This is a genomic window from Chitinimonas sp. JJ19, assembly GCF_036961565.1.
Taxonomy (GTDB): Bacteria; Pseudomonadota; Gammaproteobacteria; order Burkholderiales; family Chitinimonadaceae; genus Chitinimonas.
The window spans coordinates 127,372-144,613 of the sequence record NZ_JBAMDD010000007.1 but is presented as its reverse complement, the minus strand read 5'-3'; the positions used below and the strand labels follow the sequence as shown (position 1 = coordinate 144,613).

The 17,242-nt window shown below is 59.0% G+C and carries 16 protein-coding genes and 1 tRNA gene; 3 read left to right on the top strand and 14 right to left on the bottom strand.

Features of this window, described 5'->3' with window-relative positions; translation table 11 throughout:
• Nucleotides 1-44 precede the first annotated feature (44 nt).
• Both V7714_RS10845 and V7714_RS10840 read left to right on the top strand, forming a co-directional pair.
• On the top strand, nt 45-386 hold the full coding sequence (locus tag V7714_RS10845) for a hypothetical protein (protein ID WP_335709738.1): 342 nt from the start codon (nt 45-47) through the stop codon (nt 384-386).
• A 187-nt stretch (nt 387-573) separates the two neighbouring features.
• Nucleotides 574-942 carry a hypothetical protein gene (locus V7714_RS10840; RefSeq protein ID WP_335709737.1) on the top strand — a complete coding sequence of 123 codons (369 nt, stop codon included), beginning with the start codon at nt 574-576 and terminating at the stop codon, nt 940-942.
• Nucleotides 943-1,398: 456 nt separating this feature from the next.
• Here the strand turns inward: V7714_RS10840 and V7714_RS10835 are convergent, their stop codons facing one another.
• The 8 genes from V7714_RS10835 to V7714_RS10800 form a co-directional block, all read right to left on the bottom strand.
• Nucleotides 1,399-3,201, bottom strand: coding sequence for a DUF927 domain-containing protein (locus V7714_RS10835; protein WP_335709736.1), 1,803 nt, complete (start codon nt 3,199-3,201; stop codon nt 1,399-1,401).
• On the bottom strand, nt 3,198-4,376 hold the full coding sequence (locus tag V7714_RS10830; protein ID WP_335709735.1) for a DUF7146 domain-containing protein: 1,179 nt from the start codon (nt 4,374-4,376) through the stop codon (nt 3,198-3,200). The genes V7714_RS10835 and V7714_RS10830 overlap by 4 nt, the downstream gene beginning before the upstream one ends.
• Before the next feature lie 16 nt (nt 4,377-4,392).
• On the bottom strand, nt 4,393-4,764 hold the full coding sequence (locus tag V7714_RS10825) for a DUF1484 family protein (protein ID WP_335709734.1): 372 nt from the start codon (nt 4,762-4,764) through the stop codon (nt 4,393-4,395).
• Nucleotides 4,761-4,940, bottom strand: coding sequence for a hypothetical protein (locus V7714_RS10820; RefSeq protein WP_335709733.1), 180 nt, complete (start codon nt 4,938-4,940; stop codon nt 4,761-4,763). Before V7714_RS10820 ends, V7714_RS10825 begins: the two co-directional genes overlap by 4 nt.
• A 322-nt stretch (nt 4,941-5,262) precedes the next feature.
• Nucleotides 5,263-5,481 carry an ogr/Delta-like zinc finger family protein gene (locus V7714_RS10815; protein ID WP_335709732.1) on the bottom strand — a complete coding sequence of 73 codons (219 nt, stop codon included), beginning with the start codon at nt 5,479-5,481 and terminating at the stop codon, nt 5,263-5,265.
• Between the two features lie 366 nt (nt 5,482-5,847).
• Nucleotides 5,848-6,267, bottom strand: coding sequence for a hypothetical protein (locus V7714_RS10810; RefSeq protein ID WP_335709731.1), 420 nt, complete (start codon nt 6,265-6,267; stop codon nt 5,848-5,850).
• Nucleotides 6,268-6,317: 50 nt separating this feature from the next.
• Nucleotides 6,318-7,046, bottom strand: coding sequence for a hypothetical protein (locus V7714_RS10805; RefSeq protein ID WP_335709730.1), 729 nt, complete (start codon nt 7,044-7,046; stop codon nt 6,318-6,320).
• An 11-nt stretch (nt 7,047-7,057) separates the two neighbouring features.
• Nucleotides 7,058-7,318 (bottom strand): helix-turn-helix transcriptional regulator, encoded by a 261-nt coding sequence (locus V7714_RS10800; RefSeq protein WP_335709729.1) that lies wholly within the window; start codon nt 7,316-7,318, stop codon nt 7,058-7,060.
• Nucleotides 7,319-8,126: 808 nt separating this feature from the next.
• On the opposite strand from V7714_RS10800, the gene V7714_RS10795 reads away from it, so the two are divergent.
• A complete protein-coding gene (locus V7714_RS10795; RefSeq protein WP_335709728.1) occupies nt 8,127-10,682 on the top strand; it encodes a toll/interleukin-1 receptor domain-containing protein in 2,556 nt (851 codons plus the stop codon).
• Nucleotides 10,683-10,984: 302 nt separating this feature from the next.
• On the opposite strand, the gene V7714_RS10790 is transcribed toward V7714_RS10795, so the two are convergent.
• From V7714_RS10790 to V7714_RS10765, 6 genes are all read right to left on the bottom strand, one after another.
• Entirely contained in the window at nt 10,985-12,190 is a 1,206-nt protein-coding gene (locus tag V7714_RS10790; RefSeq protein ID WP_335709727.1) for a tyrosine-type recombinase/integrase, read from the bottom strand.
• 177 nt (nt 12,191-12,367) lie between these two features.
• A tRNA-Leu gene (locus V7714_RS10785) sits at nt 12,368-12,452 on the bottom strand.
• A 368-nt stretch (nt 12,453-12,820) separates the two neighbouring features.
• Complete coding sequence (locus V7714_RS10780) at nt 12,821-13,609, bottom strand: substrate-binding periplasmic protein (RefSeq protein WP_335709726.1); 789 nt, start codon at nt 13,607-13,609, stop codon at nt 12,821-12,823.
• A gap of 108 nt (nt 13,610-13,717) precedes the next feature.
• Nucleotides 13,718-15,130 (bottom strand): threonine synthase, encoded by a 1,413-nt coding sequence (gene thrC / locus V7714_RS10775; protein ID WP_335709725.1) that lies wholly within the window; start codon nt 15,128-15,130, stop codon nt 13,718-13,720.
• Nucleotides 15,131-15,356: 226 nt separating this feature from the next.
• Nucleotides 15,357-15,899, bottom strand: coding sequence for an MOSC domain-containing protein (locus V7714_RS10770; RefSeq protein WP_335709724.1), 543 nt, complete (start codon nt 15,897-15,899; stop codon nt 15,357-15,359).
• Nucleotides 15,900-15,911: 12 nt separating this feature from the next.
• Nucleotides 15,912-17,237 carry a homoserine dehydrogenase gene (locus V7714_RS10765; protein WP_335709723.1) on the bottom strand — a complete coding sequence of 442 codons (1,326 nt, stop codon included), beginning with the start codon at nt 17,235-17,237 and terminating at the stop codon, nt 15,912-15,914.
• Nucleotides 17,238-17,242 lie beyond the last annotated feature (5 nt).

Here is a 17,242-nt window from a genome sequence, read left to right as displayed (position 1 = left end):
GATAAATCCATCAGCATCTGCGCCACAACCTCAGAGACTGGGACATGCCCCCCGCCTATCGGGAGTCAAACAGAGAGAAGAAGCTCAGCCACGACCGCGACCCCGTCCGCGTCCTCTACCGCCTTGTGGTGGAGCACCTGGCCCAGGTTGGCCCCGTGGCCCCGGCTGCTGGTGCCCGCCGTTTTGAGGCGGCGCCAGCTGAGCAGGTGCGGGGCCTGCATGAGCATGGCGCTGTGCTGGGGCAGCCTGCGGAGGTGGTGGAGGCGCGTGATGTTGCGCAACTTGTGGCTGCGGCTGCGCTGGTGCAGCAGCAGGCGCTCCACGTCCCCCGCCGGGGTTATGACGTTGTGCCCATGCACCTTGTAGCTGGGCGGGCTGAGCGTTGACTGGCTGTGCGAATGCGGCGATCACTTCCTGGCGACCCGCTTCGCGCTCGGCGCGCTGTTGCCATGCGTTGGGTGGTGGTGGGCCAGCCGGCCTGGGGGGCGGAGCAGCGGCGGCGGCTGCCTGGGCTTCCGCCAACTGATCGCGGGCCTCCCGGAGAGCTTGATTCACGTGCTGGCGTGCGCCGCGATGACCATCATCCTGAGCCGCGTCAAGCTGGCCGGCACCTACACCAGCGTACCGCATGCCATCTGCAATACGGGCTCTGCGCGCACCCTGCAGGTTGTCGACCGCAGCCTGGGCCGCAGCCGCTGCAGCACGATGATCACCTCTATCGGCAGCAGCCTGGGCCTGTTGACCCGCCTGCTGGCCTCGCCGTTGCAACTCGTGGCGATCCCCCACATTGCCCTGATTCCCACGGGCACCGCCACGGCCACCACGCCCGCCGCCGCCTCTTCCTCCACGGTTCATCTGATTCCTCCGGCCATTTTGTTTGTGGTATCGACTTGTTGCCCGGTTTCGTCTGACCTACTTGCCGGCAACCGAAAACCAATATAGTCCAATGAATTCAGAGGGAAGCAACAAATACATGCATCGAAAAACACACCTCTCGGTGCCGTTGAAGCCGTGTTGCTTGGCAAGATCAGCACAAAGGACGTGACTCGAACAGAGAAGCGTTGCCTACGCTATCCGCCCCCCTCACTGGCGTCGAAACCTAGTACCAACCTGCGGCCTATCTACTCAGGATTTTCTATATACGACACAAAACCCAGGTGTAACCGGTGTTACGGTGTAACCAAGCCCGCAAACCCGCATCAATACAGGCGTTCAGCGGTTACACCACAATTACACCCACCCCCTCCAAGGCGTGTAACCAGGCGCAGAAGCACCTGCCAGTAACACCGCCACCGCCCCAGGTGTAACCACGGTGTAACCGCTCAACACCCCTTAAACCCTTGTACTACCTAGGTCAGAGAGAAGCAGTTACACCGTTACACCAGTAACACCCGTTTTTTAGGTCGCATAGGCTTTAGGCTCGTCTTCGGTCGCTTCTTTGCGCACCACGGCCACCATCTTGTAAAACCGCCTGGGCTGGTTGGGTAGGTCGGGGGTCTTGTGTACCGAGGTCGCCTTGCCGTCGCTGCCTTTGTGCAGCATCTCCGCCTGGGCCAGCACCGCCGCTGCCAGCACCTTGTCGTAGCCTTCGGCAATCTCGTCAGTAAAGACACCCGGAAACACCAGCCAGTAGACCGAATCACTGCTTCGGCGTCGGTAGCCGGCACAGTTGTTCATGATGGGTTCGCGGTCGCTGCCAGCGTCATGCCAGTCAATGAAGCGCGCAAAGGCATTGGCGGCAAACCACGCTTCCGCCTGGTCGAGTATCTGGCTGTCTTCGCGGTTGCCCAGGCCGTAGCGCTGGAGCCAGTCCTCGAAGCAGCGTTTGACCGCTGCATGGCCGTCGCCCGCAGCCCAGCCAGTCAAGCCGGCCTCGGTGGCGATCTCCAATGCCTCGCCTGTGACCGCAAAGCGCGAGGCTACCCGCCGCACCTGGCCGCTGGCATCCTGGCCTATTGCTTTGCCCAGGTAGTCGGCAGCGATCACGGCGGTTTTGAGGCGTTCGGTGATGCGGGGCAGATGGTCGGCCACATAGGCAACGAAGGCCCGCCCCACGCTGCCGTGCTGGTCAGCTACGGCGGCGTCCAGGGCTTTGGCGAGCTGGTTGCTATCTGTGTGGGCATGCAGGGTTTCAAAGGCGCCTAGGCCCTTTCCTGCGTCGGCGGGCATGCTGGCCAGTCGCACCTCTTGACCGGCTCGTGTGCGCTTGCCGCCACCCTGCATAAAGGCGGCCAGGTCTATCTCACCGGTAGAGAGCACCAGCACCCGCCAGCGCAGCATGTCGCGGTTGCCTCCTTCCTTGGCGCCCTGCATTTTGCCGGTGCCATTGAAGAGGCGGTAGGCAGCCATGCTGACGGCTTCGGGGCTACCTTGGCCCATTTCATCCAGCAGCATCAGGCCATCGTTACGGGCGGCGGCAGCGTTAGCCAGCGCGATGGCGGTGGCGTCCCAATTCAGTAGCTGTTCGCGTGGCAAGCCCCACACCGATGCCCCCACATTGGCCGAGGTAGTCTTGCCGCAGCCGCTGGGGCCATAGAGGTGGAAGCCACCCGACTCCAGGCCTACCAGCCCCAGCAAAGGCGCTGCCAGGGCCGCGCCGATGGCGAGTATGGGCCGGGTGTTGCCTTGGGCTAACTTGGCTACGCTGTCGCGCCAGGCATCGGCCTGGCCCTTGACCTGGTAGGCACCCGCATGGCTTTGGTCGCCCAGGTAGAAGACCGGCATGCTGGGGGTGCCGATGATCTCGCCACTGGGCAGGACATAGGCGCCATGTATCCAGCCGCCGCGCTCGGTCACATGGTGCATGGTGTCGCTGCCGCCAGTCTGCAGCCAGGCGGCCAGTTGTTCCAGGGCGCGGCGATTGGTGGCCAGGGCCAGACCATGGGCGCGCAGCATGGCCCAGCTGCTGCGTTCGCCTATGCTGCCCAGCGGCAAGGCATGGGTTTGCGGCGCCCGGTTGCCTCGGCTTTGCCAGGACAGGATGCGGTAGTGCTCGCCGCTATCGTCGGTGCCTCGGCCTATGATGGCCAGGCGGTCGCACAGCCACATGGGCGGCAATTCCGTCACCGCGCCGGTTTGCGCATCCACCTTGGTGCCGATATAGAACACGCCCTGGTCTGTGACCTCGAAGCGGGGGCCAACGGGATCGGGTGGCAGGTCGGCGGCCTGCATCAGTAACTTCTCGTCTTCGCGCCGGCTCATAGGGCGTGCTCCAGGGTGGCGGAATCAGCATGGCCGGGTTGCTGCATGGCTTGGCTTTGGGCATAGACATCCAGCCAATCGGTGCCGGGCTGGGCAGGTTTGCGGCTACGCACCCGCAAGCCTTCGCGCTGTAGTCGGCAGCGCAAACGCTCGGCGGCTTGCTGGCCGGCCTGGCTGGCATCGTGGTCGGCAAAGATGAACACGTCTTGCACACCTTCGGGCAAGGCGACCCGCTGCAGGCCACCGGCACTGACACAGGCCCAGACCGGCAAGCCGCTGCCCAGATGTACCGCCAGGGCGGTTTCTACACCTTCGGCCAGGGCAAGGCGACCACCATGGGGTACTTGCAAGGGAATGGCGGCGCCTTCGGTGGCCTTCTCGCTACGCACCATCAGTTTCTTGACCGGCAGCGGCTCGCCTGTACCGGGGTGCCGTAGCGCTAGCTTGCCGCCCTCCTCGTTGAGGTAGGTACGATGCAAACCGGCCAGCTTGCCGCTTGAGTCGATCACCTGGGCCAGCATGGCAGGGTAACGCCCCAGCTCGTGCGGCTGGCCGTCCAGCTCGCACCAGTAGGGCAAGGCGGGATGGAGGCGCAGGCTGTCGGGGAAGGTAGTGAGTTGCAGCCCACGTTGCGCCAAGTAGCGCGCCACCGGGTCGCCCTGCTGGATAGGGGCGGCCTCGGCCCACAGGCGGGCCAGCTTGGCGGCCTGCCGCCTGGGGTTGGTTCTGTTGGTCGTCACCGCTACCGAAGGGGCGGCAGGCTGTCGCGACGGCATAGGCGGGGTATCGGCCAGGCCCAGCACACCGGCTACCGCCGCCAGGGCAGTCTTGAAGTCGCTGCCTTGCCAGTGCATGACCAAGGCGAAGCCATCGCCCCCTTGCTTGTCCAGGGCGCGGCAGACGAAGCGGCCCGCGTCCTTGTCTATCCATTGGAAGCGATCCGTGCCGCCACAACAAGGGCAAGGCTGATTGCGGCGATGGCCGAACACCGGAGCCGGCAGGCCCAGGGCGGTGAGGATGGCAGGCCAGCGGCCGCTGGCAGCCTGGCGCACGGTGTCGGCGTCCAGGGGGCGCAAGCGGGGCTGGTTGAGTCGCTTGGCTGGTGGGGTGGGCATAACGGCAGGCAAGCCGGGGGCCGCCAGCCCGTTTTGCGGGTTGGAACAGTACAGGTTCATGGGGGTGTCCTGGCGGTTAGAGGATGTCGGTCAGGCGATCTACTGCCGCATCGAGTTTGTATTGCATGGGCTCCAGCAGACAGTACAGGCTGGAACAGGGAATCGGGTCGGCATCCATGCGGGCCAAGGTATGCAGCAGCAGATGGAAGCCCGCGCAGACTTCCTGCAGGGCATCACAGGCGCTGGGCACCGTATCCAGGGCGGTCAGTGCCTGGCCCAACAAGGCGGCCGATTCGGCCAGCGCCTGCCGATTGCTGCGGCCTGGGTGGCTTAATTGCGCCTGTACCCGCCGCAGATCGCGGAAAGGCAGACAGGCCGGCCCACTGCGGCTGGCTTGGTCGTAACGGCTGCCTTGGCTTGGGTAACGGTAGGGCTCGCGGGCGCTCATGCCGCCACCTCGGACACGGTAAACCCTTGGGCGGCTGGGGCGATCACGGCATTGCGGCCATGGGCCACCAGCAGAGCAGCCAGCGCATAGGCCTGGGCCTGGGTGGGCAGGGTCGAAACCGGTACGGCACGGGTGGGGAAAAGGGCGCGGAGGGCGCGCAGGATGAGCATAGGCATGGTGCATTCCTTTTGGGTCGTTAACCCGCCTCCCGACGCCAATCGGGGGTGGCAGGCACATGGCAGGATTGGCGTACCGGCCAAAAGGAAACCGGCGAGCGCGAGCGCTCTCCCACCATGGCCCACCATAGAAATGGACGCACCAATGGTGTGCAACGGACGTAAAAATAGCCGCAAGTGGCGGCTGTCCGCCTTTTGGTTCGGGACGCCAATCCCGGTCGCAGGATTGACTGCGACGGGCACATGGTGGTCCAGATGGCCGCAGGCGTCAAGCCGGCACCGCTGCTGCGAGGATGGGTAATTGTGCATCTCGCCCACCCGCTCAGTACGCTTGCGCCTGCCGTTGCGTCTGGGCCAGGCGTACCTCGGGGTTAGGCATGGCGCTGGGTGAGAGCGTTCGCACGATCTCCATGACGCCGACGAACGTATGGCCGCATTCCAGGTTGGAGCATTGGAAATAGACTTCACGGCTCAGACGGGAGACCTGCTTGCTGGTGCGGGTGTGGGCGGTCTTGCCGCAATGGGGACAGCGGATGCTCATGCGTTTGCTCCTTTTATCAGCAACAAAAAGAAAGCCAAACGCAGTGGGGGAGGAGAGAGTTTTTTCATTGTGCCGGGTCTGCAAGTGTTTGCCAAATGCCGATTCAGCCTGTCTTCGCTGTCTTTTCAGTCGCTACCAAATTCCGATAAATTGCATACATATCAATAGCTTGACCCTAATGCCATCGAATATAAGAATTATCTGATGTTGCCGTATCTTGCTTTTAATTGCCTTACTTTGCTTTGTTTGACGGGCAAAATTTTGCAAATAAATTTCTTGACTGAAATGCGCGAATCAGGACGAGCTTGTACCTCTAGGGACAGATTTGAACGGTAAGCGGCGAGATACCGCCTACCATTCAAGGCCTTAACAGTCCGTCAGATGGAAACGCTGATCCGTATAGCCCAGCCTTGGCGCCAGGAAGCCGCCACCCATCACATGGGTGCTATGGCGCTGAACAGGGGCATCTGCACACGCGCGGCAGGGTTTGCCGGTGTTGTGCTCCACCCGGACAGCGCGGGCGCTCCACAGCGTGCCCATATCGGCATCCAGTGCCACCACATCCAGGCCGCCCAGGCCGTTATCGCTCAGCCAGGACTTAATCCGTAGCAGGCTGCTACCGGTCACATTGCGGGTGGTCAGAATCTTGACCGGCTTGCCTGCATCGAGCCAGTCCTTGACCAGGCTCACCATGCGCGGCAGCGCTTCGCCTATATGGTCGCCGCTCAGTTTGTCTACTTCGGCCAGGGTGCCGTCCAGTTCTACGCCTATCCATTGCTTGGTCATTGCGGTATGCCTTTGTTAGTTGTCTGTTAGCGGTTTGCGGGGGGTAAGCCTTAGGCACCCACATTGGCGGTCGGGTGTGTGTTCATTTGTGCTGCGGCTCTGGCTTCTCGCCGCTTCACGCGAGCAGCGACACTGCCCGTGGTAATACCCGCAGCGTCCAAGGCTTGCAGTTGAGTCAGCACAGCCGAATCGGGCACCGAAATCTCACGGTTCAGGGCCGAAGGTAGCTTCCCGTGGAGTTGCGCCAGGGCGAATTCATCGGACGTAGCGAAGGAGAACTGCCGCCAAGTCGCCCAGCGAGATTCACTACCATGGTAGGCAGCCTTCAGGCGTAGCCCAGCGATCAGCGCGTCCGGCAAAGCGGCCAAACCTTCAGCAATCAGGGCGTCGGCATAGGCACCTCGTAGTGCGTTGGACGCGTTACGCCATCTATCCAGCAGCTCCGAAGCGTCGTCTTCCTGTTCTGACAGGTTGTTTTCCAGCTCGGCGACCAGCTCGCGGAAGTCTTCGGCCAGCGTGTAGGCGGCCCGCTCCTTGGACTTGAAGTCCCGAAACGGTTTGCTGACCTGGCCGGCCAGCTGCCGCAGCAGTCCCTTTGCCCCCTGCCGCATGTTGAAGGCTTCTGTTTCTGCGGCTTCGGCGGCTTTGCGCTGGGTGGCGATTTCCGCACGCAGAGCGATCACCGCATCGCGCTTGGCTTCAAAGTCACTGCGGCAACGTGCAACCTGGCTGGCCATGGCTTCCAGCTCGGCGATCTTGTTGGCTTGGGTAATCAGCATGGGGTTCTCTCTTAGTGGGTACGGGTGGCGATACGGGCGCCTTGCCAGGCGGTGATCTCGGATTCCAGCCAGGCCACGCTTTTGCCGCCCAGCGAGACGGAGGCGGGGAAGGCGCCGCGCTGGATGGCGGCGTAGATGCTGGAACGGGACAGCCCGGTACGGGTGATGACTTCCGGCAGCCGGATAAAGCGCTCCGGCATCTGGCTGGCGGTGGCGACGTTGCCGGCTGGGCTGCCGGGTCGGGCGGGGTTGGCGGTCTGGGTGTTGAACATCGAGGCTCCTAAGCAATGGGTTTCAGTGCATCCCGGTGGATGTCGGTAAGCGTGTTTGAACGCATGCCGCCAGTATCGGGACAGGCTGAAACGGCCGCACCTCGTTACCGTTGTGTGGGCGCGCCACACAACGACTACGGACTTTTAGGGGCTGAAATCGTCTAGACGGGGCTTGCAGAAACCGGAAAGGGGCGGGTTTGGGGCGGTGCTGGGCCTGCGGTGCGGCGGGCCGCAAGCAGCGGAGTACGCAGGCTGACACGCAAGCCAGGCGGTCGCCCACGCGACACAGTTCGGCAGCGAACTAATAGAGCGGCTTGCTAGACGGCCTGGGATGGACTTAGATGGTTAGAGACGGTGCTTTGCGCACCGATTAAAACGACAAGGCGCATCAGCTAGGATGGGCAGGAGGAAGAACGTTGCAGACTGCATGTCTATGGCGCATGAAAACGCAAGATTCCTGGCGCACCCACACCCCTATCGCGCCCCAGTGCTGGCGCGGTTCTACGGTTGCTTGCAGGGTGCATGGGAAGCGCCCTATGAAGCGGGCAGGTGTGGCGGGGACACAAGCGCGCGCTTACGTACTTAGGTGTTCATCCGGGATGCGGCACTTATATATGGAGCCGGCGCTCCAGCAATTTATGCTGAAATACACTCCCGAACCTATAAGTAAATACAAATCGTTTCTGGTGGTCAATAATAAACTGCCGAACTAACATTTTTACCTGAATTTTACCCATTAGAACCCATCAGCCAATCGAGCTCAAATTGCTCACTTCACCAGAAAACTCAAGCACATAAAGAGAAATTCATGAAAATATTTCTATCGCACTCATCCACGGACAAATCAATAGTTCGAAAAATCTATGAGGAATTGGGCGCCTCCCTATGTAATTACGATGAGGCCACTTTTGACCCAACCGGCTCAATCCCGTCTGAAATATATGTGGCCATGCTGGAGTCGACCCATTTCATACTATTTGCCTCGCCTGCAGCCATAAATTCGATGTGGGTCCAAGGAGAACTAGAGCGAGCATTTGAAAGCTGGATGAAAAATGGCATACGCCGAGCTATGGTGTTTTTATTGGATGGCGCAAAAGTTCAGGACTTGCCTGATTGGCTAAAAAAATATGTCATGAGGGAGCCGCCAACTTATCGCCATATTCTTTGTCGTATTCAGAGTGAGATTGACAAGGAACTTAATTGTAGCAAGAAGCCACCCTTTTATAGGCCTGATGAACTAAAGTTACTCGAAGGTATGTTGTTAGTCGAAACCAAGGAGATGCCAGGCGCAATTCTTGTGCATGGACCCGATGGATCAGGTCGAAAAGACTTGATAAATGAACTATACAGCCGTCAGTATCCGTTTGTTTCTCACCGAAAACTACTTATTGCAACATCGAGTTTTGTAACGGAAAAGGAATTGTATCGTGACCTTGTTGGTCTTACTACCATTGCGACACCTTCCGAATTTTCAAGCATTTTTCATAATTTCGACTCCTGCGACTATACCAGCAGGCTGTCGCTATTAGCAAAAACAATAGAGGATTGCTCATCCGGCGGGCAGGTTGTCTTGCTTGAGGATGATTATTCCTTGCTGACAGAAGATGGGCAAATTCCTGACTGGTTAGCGGATTTGATGTCGCTACTCGCCGGCAAAAGCTATCCGCGATTTGCCATTGCAACATTTCGACGGCCGCTCAATGTTCCATTGGCATTAGTGGGGAGGCTGATAACCCAAGAGTTGCCGCCTCTGGATAAGGATAATTCAAAAATTCTTTTCAGTTGGTGGCTTAAGTCACTTTCCAAGCCATACAATGAGTCTCTTAAAGAGACGGTTTTCGAAGCTTGTATGGGCAGTCCAAAGCAACTTGAGCTGGGTGCTAAACTATTAGTTGCTCAAGGATCTGGCAGCACAGCAAAGATTCGCCCGCATCTATTAAAAAACCTTGAGAGTTTATCTCGTCAGTTTCTTCAGTCGCTAGCAGCATCGAAATTAAACTCTACTCTTCTATCTTTCGTGGCAAATGCAGGTTATATAGTCCGATCGGACCTAAGTCAATATATCGTCAATGCAGGGCTGGCATCACATGAGCAAGTGAATGAGGCCATCTCTGAGTGCGCATCTTTTGGATTTATTATTGAAGATGAGGTTTGTTTAAGAATGCCAAATTATTTAGTTAGAGGTGCGCGTGCAATAGGTCGAGATAGCGAGATCGAAAATAACCTAAAGAAGCTTTTTGAACATCAAGGTCACTTCGCCAATTCTCTTGCGCTTGATGAAGTTACATCCGTGGCGGTGCTAAATGAATACTGCCTAAGTATACTGCGTCGCGGGCAAAATGTCGGACCGGTTTTTGAAAGTATTATATTGCCATCTCAATGCCTTCAGGTTGCCAGATCAATGTATGATAGCGAGAAATACGAGGACACTTTGTCTTTATGCAAACGCGCCTATGAGGCTCGTGCCGCACTTTCGCAGGATGGGCTTGTAGAGACACTTCGCTACATGGGCATGGCTGCCGCTCGCTTGGCTAAAAATGATGAGTTCAAAACTATTGGTGAAAAATTCAAGGAGATTTCTGAATCCACGAAGGCTGTGCGAATAGAAAATTTCTTGAATGGATTTAAAAAACGTCTAGACGGAAAGCTGGATGAGGCTTTCAGTTATTTATCGTCGGCTTACAATGCAAAGGGAAAGTCGGATATTCATGTGTTAAGAGAGCTGGCATCTGTGGCACTAAACATTGGGGATGTGACAGCTTCTCGTAGGTATATAGGAGAAGCACTTGCTCGTGCCGGTTCAAACCCATACGTTATTGAAATGGCTGTAAGGGTAGAACTTTGTGCCGGCCCGGCAGACGTAGCCAAAAGATCCTCCGAGATCGAAGCCCTTTTAGATAAAATGCACTCGTTTGATAACTCAAGCAATAAGATGTATTGGGGTGTATTAAAATGCGATCACTTGCTTGCTCTCAATCAGACAGAGGAGGTGAAGAATTTCCTTGCTATTCAGCCTTATGCAAATAGTCAGACATTCATTGTAAACATGCTGCGTGCCAGAATAGAAGCTAAGAGCAAGCGCTTCGTAAATGCCCAGAAAATTTTGGAGGATTTATATTTGAAAACTAAGGCAATGCAAACAGGGCAAAGGCAATCTACATTGCCAATTATCTGCAAGGAGCTGGTTGAGGTAAGTTCAGCGTGCTCTATAGTAGATGGGGCGGAATGTTTTTCAAGGTGTCTCCCTTATCTGCCTAGGCGGGTTGCAAAAAACTTGGCGTCGGAAATACTTGTTGCCTCTAAGCACTCAAATAGCAAGCTGTCCAACTCGTTGGTCAGCATACTGAACCAAGCTAAAATTTAGAGTCTGTGAGAGTTCCATGAAAGGGGCGGCATTTTTTATAGCCTGCAGAGCCAAGCCTGATGTGCAGTAAATTAGTTGGATTAATCCCCTGAAGCACTACTTCCATAGGATGGACTGGTCCGTCCAGGGGTAATTTGGCTGCTTTTTTTGGCCAATTACTTGGCGTGAGTTGATGATGTCAATCCGCCCAAAGACTTTTCCGTCCTATCTTCGTTTTACTCCCACCGTCGAGCCTTGATCACAGTTCTGGTGTGTGTCAGGGGCGTGAATAGGCATCGTCAATGCATGGAACTTAGAGGAGCTTACATAACCCTTCTGTTTTTTAGCGGCTCTTGGTGAGATTGAGCATCCAGAAAATCCGCCCACCACTGCATCATCTTCCGGCGATCCTCCACATACTCAGCGCGGTGGTAGGCAGCTCGTACTTTGTTTCGCTCCGCATGGGCAAGCTGGCGCTCGATTATGTCGGGATCAAAGCCTTCTTCATTCAACACTGTAGAGGCCAGGGCACGGAAGCCATGAGGCGTCGCCGTGCCCTGATAGCCCATGCGCCCCATAGCATAGCCAAGCGTGTTCTCGGACATAGGCCGGTTGATATCGGTCGTTGCGTGAAACAATAAAGGGCTGCTTCCAGCTAGCGGCTTTATTGCCTTCACCAGCTCGATAGCCTGACGCGACAGTGGAACTAGATGCGGACTGCGCATCTTCATCCGCTCCGCTGGGATACGCCACTCTGCGCGATCAAGGTCGAACTCTTCCCAGCGAGCGCCGCGCAGCTCGCCTGGCCGGACAAAAGTCAGGATCAGCAGCTTCATGGCGATCTTGGTGGCAGGCATGAGCTGCTCACTTTCCAACCGCCTGAAAAACTCTGGCAGCTCAGCGCGTGGCAACGCAGGGCGGTGTTGCACTTTGGCCGCGTGCAGCGCCCCTACAAGGTCTGATGCGGGGTTGTGCGTGGCGCGTGCCGTCAGGATCGCGTAGCGCATCACTTTGCCAATCCGCTGTAACACACGGCTTGCCGTTTCAACAGCGCCACGTGCCTCGATCTTGCGAACCGTTTCCAGAATCATCGGCGCCGTAATCTCGGTAATGGGCAAAGGCCCCAGGCGAGGGAATACATCAGCCTCTAGCGAGTCGAGAATTCGGGTGGCGTGGCCAGGCGTCCAGCGGGCCAGCTCTTTGGTGTGCCATTCCCTAGCCAATATCTCAAACGAGTTGGTCGCTTCCATCTGCTTGGCGATCTTGGCGACTTTCTTCGCTTGGCTAGGGTTGATCCCTTGATCCAACTGCTTACGGGCCTCAAGCGCCTTCTCGCGGGCCGCAGAGAGGGATACGGCCGGGTAACGTCCCAGGGCGAGCTTTACCACCTTGCCGTCGAAGCGGCAGCGGTACAGCCAGCGCTTGCCACCTGCAGGGGTGACTTCAAGGTACAGCGCGTCACCATCAGCGAGGTGATAGGGCTTTTCGAGGGGTTTGGCTTGGCGGATGGTCAGATCAGTTAACGGCATGTGATGTCACCAGAATGTGTACCTTTTTTTGGCCAGTTTTGAAAAGGTACACAGAAAGGTACACAAAAAGCTTGGATATGGACACACCTACACGGACGTAAGGGGACAACAAAAAACCCGCATCGCTAGCAACGATGCGGGTTTCTGGAAGTCTTCGGAACTACTCGGACTGTACTCTGGTGCCCGGAGCCGGAATCGAACCGGCACGGCTTGCGCCGAGGGATTTTAAGTCCCTTGTGTCTACCAGTTTCACCATCCGGGCGGTGAGGCAAGCTGCTGGTGGGGGTGGAGGCGGGTCAAGCATCGAACCGATGTAGCGGAATTTTCGGTTTGCATCGTCGTTAACGATATCAACGACTTGCGAAATCCCCCTGCGCGCTCCACGCCTTCTACTATCCAGCAGCGTACCCCTGAAACTTTGTGCGGGCCGCAGTATATCAGGCCGGTAGCATTTCCGGGAGGCTGCTTAGGTGAGCCCGGCGCGATCAGTGGGCGCGCATCTGGTTGACAGGCCTGGCGCTCAGCGCCCTGCTGCCAGGGTGATGCAGCAGGCTCCGAACCGGTCGCTCCACACGGCCATGCGGTATCACCTGTACTCTGGCCTTGTGGTCCCATCCCTCACCTTATCCATCAGGGTAAGTAGCGTTTCTGCAGCTTGGCCAGTTCGCCATTTTCTGCCATGGCATCGATGCCGGCGTTGAGCAGGGTCAGCAAGGCGCGGCTGCGGGGGGTGGCGCGGGATAGCATCATATGGAAGCTGGTGGCGGCGACGCCAGGCACGGGGGCGCTGGCCAACCGGGTGTCGTTCAGCAGTCGCTTCATTTTAGGGTCGGTCAGGCTAAAGCCCACCATCACTTCGCGCTTTTCGATAAACAGGTCACAATGCCCGGCATGCAGCTTGGCAATCAGCTGCGGGAACTGCGAGGTGCCCCGGTCCACGTCCTTGGGCCCCAGGCCATAGGTTTCGTAGTTGTAGCCGTGCAGGCCGCAAACGCGATATTTTTTTAGGTCGGGTAGCTGTTGTACCGCCAGGCCCTTGGGATGGCGCTGGCGGCTGTAGAAATAGACGCTGGTGGTCTGGTAGTAAGCGTGGCTGAGCATGTAATCCCGTTCCCGTTCGGGATTGATGGAGGCGCCCAGCGCCATTTCGTACATGCCCCGTTTCAGCAGCGCCTGGCAACGCTCCCAGGGCAGCATATCGATCTTGAAATCCAGCCCGGCATCGTCGGCGATCCGCTTGAGCACATCGATGGAATAGCCTTTCAGGATGGGGTTGCCGTCGGCTGTGCTGCCCTCCTGCCAGATATAGGGCGGCCAACCGCCGCCGTCATCGCAGATGCGCAGGGTTTCGGTGCCGGCGGGGCTGGCGGCCAGCGCGGCAGGGGTAAGCAGGGCAAGGATCAGAGGCAGCAATCGCATGGGCTATGTGCAGCACGGGGACTGCCTCAAGCATAGTGCCTGCCAAGCCGGCCTGCTGGCATGCAAGGAGATAACCGCCGGATGGCGGCTACCTCCTGCATGGGCGTATCAACCCAAGGTGTTGATCAGGTACTGCTTGATGGCATCGACGTCGTTGGGCATCACGCTGCTGCGTTGCGGGCGGCTTTCCAGATCGGCTAGCTCGGCCGGGCGCGGAGGCTGTTCGCCCAATGCTTCGAGGATGGTGGCCTCGAACTTGGCGGGCAGGGCGGTTTCCAGGGTGACCATGGGCACACCAGGGCGGCGGCTTTCCAGCGCGACCTTGACGCCATCTGCCGTGTGCGGGTCGAGCACTACGTTCCAGCGCGATTTGGCGCTGCGTATGGTGGCGATACGGTCGGCATGGGTGCTCTTGCCAGAGCTGAAGCCGAACTCGCCCACCATGCGGGCAAACGAGGGTGTCTTGCCAAAGTCGAAGCCCCCGGTGCTGTCCACTTCGCGCCACAGGCCGGCCAGCGCGGCACTGTCGCGGTCTATCAGGTCGAATACAAAGCGTTCCAGATTGGAGGCCTTGGAGATGTCCATGGAGGGGCTGGAGGTGGCATGGGTGGCGGCGGAGCCGCGCACGGTGTAACGGCCGGTCTTGAAGAACTCGTCCAGCACATCGTTCTCGTTGGTGGCTACTACCAGCTTGCCTATGGGCAGGCCCATCTGGCGGGCGATATGGCCGGCGCAGATATTGCCGAAGTTGCCGGAGGGCACCACGAAGTCCACCGGGTCGCCTATCTTGCCGGCCACCTTGAGGTAGGCGCGGAAGTAATACACCACCTGGGCGACGATACGGCCCCAGTTGATGGAGTTGACGGCGCTGACCTTGTAGCCGGCCTTGAAGCTGGCATCATTGTTGATGGCCTTGACGATATCCTGGCAGTCGTCAAAGGTGCCTTCCACTGCCAGATTGTGGATGTTGGCATCCTGCAGGCTGAACATCTGCGCCCGCTGGAAGGGGCTCATGCGGCCATGAGGGCTGAGCATGAAGACGTTGACGCCCTGCTTGCCGCGCATGGCGTACTCGGCAGCGGAGCCGGTATCGCCCGAGGTTGCGCCGACGATGTTGACCGATTCGCCACGGCGGGTCAGGACGTACTCGAACAATTGGCCCAACAGCTGCATGGCGATGTCCTTGAAGGCCAGTGTGGGGCCGTTGGACAGGTGCAGCAGGTGCAGGCCGGGCTCCAGCTCGGTCAGCGGGGTGATCTCATCGCTGCCGAAGGCATCGCGGGTATAGGCGGCTTCCACCAGGCGCCGTACATCGGCAGCCGGGATATCGGTGGCAAAGCGCGAGACGATCTCATAGGCCAGTTGTGGGTAGCTCAGGCTGCGCCAGGCTTGCAGTGTGGCATTGTCCACCTGGGGGTACACATCGGGGACGACCAGGCCACCATCGGGTGCCAGGCCGCCGAGCAGGATGTCGCTGAAGGCTTGCGGGGCCATGCCGCCGCGGGTGCTGATGTATTGCATGTCGGTTTCCTGTGAGTGCCTGTGCTGCCAGTGGTTTGCTGGGTGTTTCATCACTTCGGCGTCGTGGGCCGGCTTGTCGCAATCGGCCTGGGTAGCGCTTCTGGCTGGACCTGGCTGTTCGCGTCCTTGTCATGCATCACACCTGCTGGGCAGGGCTTTGTTGCTCTTTGGTGCTGTTACCTGGGTGTGGGTCACACCCAGTGAAACTGTGGTTGGCGGCTGTTTCCTAGACACGCTCCAGCTTATGGTAGGGCAGGGGCGGCAAGGTTAGCCGGATGGTATCGCCTGGTCGTACCACGCCGCCAGCCCGGACTATCCCCATGATGCCTGCCTTGCGTACCAGGTTGCCGGCTTCATCCCGGCCCAGCACGGCGGCCAGCGGGCCTGGCTGGAAGGCCTCAATCTGGTTGCAGGGATTGCGCAGGCCGGTGATCTCCACTTCGGCCTGTGCACCCAGATGCAGTACTGTGCCGCGCGGCAGGTGTATCAAATCCAGCCCACGGGTGGTGACGTTCTCGCCCAGTGCGCCCGCCGCCACGGCAAACCCTTGCTGCTGCAGTTCGTCGAGCAACTCTGCCGCAATCAGGTGTACCTGTCGCAGGTTGGGCTGATCGGGATTCTGGCGTACCCGCGAGCGGTGCTTTACGGTGGTGCCCATATGGGCATCGCCCTCCACGCCCAAGCCCGCCAGCAGGGTGATGTGCGCCGTGCATGGCTTGCTGAAGCCATGCTCCGGATGACGGCAGACCGCCAGCACCTCGCCTTGCATGCGCGGACCTGCTTACTTATCCAGGTTTTCCAGCCGCAGCTTGGTGACGCTGCCGGCTATGGTGGCCAGGCCTTCGATACGGGCAATGGCCTCATCCACCCGGCGTTCCAGCGCAATATGGGTGAGGATGATGATGTCCACGACCTTCACGCCTTCGGCGGGCTCCTTTTGCATCATGGCATCGATGGAGATGTCGGCGTCGGCCAGGATACGGGTGACATCCGCCATCACGCCGGCCTTGTCGTGTGCCTTGAGCCGCAGGTAGTAGCTGGTTTCCACGGCATCGATGGGCAGGATGGGCAGGTCGACCAAGCGGTCTGGCTGGAAAGCCAGGTGCGGTACGCGGTGTTCCGGGTCGGCTGTCAGCAGGCGGGTCACATCGACCAGATCGGCCACCACGGCCGACGCAGTGGGCTCGGAGCCGGCGCCACGGCCGCAGTAGAGGGTCTGGCCTACGGCATCGCCCTGTACCACCACGGCGTTCATGACACCGTCCACATTGGCGATGATGCGCTTGGCCGGGATCAGGGTGGGGTGTACCCGCAGCTCTACGCCATTGGCCTTGCGCCGGGTAATGCCCAGCAGCTTGATGCGGTAGCCCAGCTGTTCGGCGTAGGCAATGTCTTCCTGGGTCAGTCTGGAGATACCTTCCAGATAGGCCTTGTCGAACTGCATGGGTATGCCGAAAGCCAGGGCCGACAATATGGTCAGCTTGTGGGCGGCATCATGGCCTTCGATATCGAAGGTCGGGTCGGCTTCGGCATAGCCCAGCTGCTGCGCTTCGGCCAGCACATCGGCAAAGGCGGCACCCTTGTCGCGCATCTCGGTCAGGATGAAGTTGGAGGTGCCATTGATGATGCCGGCTATCCATTCGATACGGTTGGCGGTGAGGCCCTCGCGCAGTGCCTTGATGATGGGGATGCCACCGGCTACCGCCGCCTCAAAGGCCACGGTGACGCCACGCGCCTGGGCTGCGGCGAAGATCTCGTTGCCATGCAGGGCCAGCAGCGCCTTGTTGGCAGTGACCACATGCTTGCCGTTGGCGATGGCGCGCAGTACCAGCTCTTTGGCCAGGGTGGTGCCGCCTATCAGTTCGCAGATGATGCTGATTTCCGGGTCGTCGACCACGGCGTGGAAATCGTTGCCGAAGGCCAGCCCTTCGACTACGGCAACCGGTGCAACGGCACGGGCCTTTTCAATATTGCGGACAGCGACACGTTTCACTTCGATGGCGCGGCCGGCGCGACGGCCGATTTCCTCGGCATTGCGGGCCAGTACCTTGGCGACGCCGGAGCCGACCGTGCCGAAGCCCAACAGGCCTACTTGGATGGGTTTCATACGGG

What these genes read in the sequence shown, in the direction of transcription:
- thrC (WP_335709725.1), bottom strand. Translation starts at nt 15,130, where the DNA reads ATGCAATACATCAGCACCCGCGGCGGCATGGCCCCGCAAGCCTTCAGC.
- V7714_RS10765 (WP_335709723.1), bottom strand. Translation starts at nt 17,237, where the DNA reads ATGAAACCCATCCAAGTAGGCCTGTTGGGCTTCGGCACGGTCGGCTCC.
- V7714_RS10770 (WP_335709724.1), bottom strand. Translation starts at nt 15,899, where the DNA reads ATGCAAGGCGAGGTGCTGGCGGTCTGCCGTCATCCGGAGCATGGCTTC.
- V7714_RS10840 (WP_335709737.1), top strand. Translation starts at nt 574, where the DNA reads ATGACCATCATCCTGAGCCGCGTCAAGCTGGCCGGCACCTACACCAGC.
- V7714_RS10830 (WP_335709735.1), bottom strand. Translation starts at nt 4,376, where the DNA reads ATGAACCTGTACTGTTCCAACCCGCAAAACGGGCTGGCGGCCCCCGGC.
- V7714_RS10790 (WP_335709727.1), bottom strand. Translation starts at nt 12,190, where the DNA reads ATGCCGTTAACTGATCTGACCATCCGCCAAGCCAAACCCCTCGAAAAG.
- V7714_RS10825 (WP_335709734.1), bottom strand. Translation starts at nt 4,764, where the DNA reads ATGAGCGCCCGCGAGCCCTACCGTTACCCAAGCCAAGGCAGCCGTTAC.
- V7714_RS10800 (WP_335709729.1), bottom strand. Translation starts at nt 7,318, where the DNA reads ATGTTCAACACCCAGACCGCCAACCCCGCCCGACCCGGCAGCCCAGCC.
- V7714_RS10845 (WP_335709738.1), top strand. Translation starts at nt 45, where the DNA reads ATGCCCCCCGCCTATCGGGAGTCAAACAGAGAGAAGAAGCTCAGCCAC.
- V7714_RS10780 (WP_335709726.1), bottom strand. Translation starts at nt 13,609, where the DNA reads ATGCGATTGCTGCCTCTGATCCTTGCCCTGCTTACCCCTGCCGCGCTG.
- V7714_RS10815 (WP_335709732.1), bottom strand. Translation starts at nt 5,481, where the DNA reads ATGAGCATCCGCTGTCCCCATTGCGGCAAGACCGCCCACACCCGCACC.
- V7714_RS10835 (WP_335709736.1), bottom strand. Translation starts at nt 3,201, where the DNA reads ATGAGCCGGCGCGAAGACGAGAAGTTACTGATGCAGGCCGCCGACCTG.
- V7714_RS10810 (WP_335709731.1), bottom strand. Translation starts at nt 6,267, where the DNA reads ATGACCAAGCAATGGATAGGCGTAGAACTGGACGGCACCCTGGCCGAA.
- V7714_RS10805 (WP_335709730.1), bottom strand. Translation starts at nt 7,046, where the DNA reads ATGCTGATTACCCAAGCCAACAAGATCGCCGAGCTGGAAGCCATGGCC.
- V7714_RS10820 (WP_335709733.1), bottom strand. Translation starts at nt 4,940, where the DNA reads ATGCCTATGCTCATCCTGCGCGCCCTCCGCGCCCTTTTCCCCACCCGT.
- V7714_RS10795 (WP_335709728.1), top strand. Translation starts at nt 8,127, where the DNA reads ATGAAAATATTTCTATCGCACTCATCCACGGACAAATCAATAGTTCGA.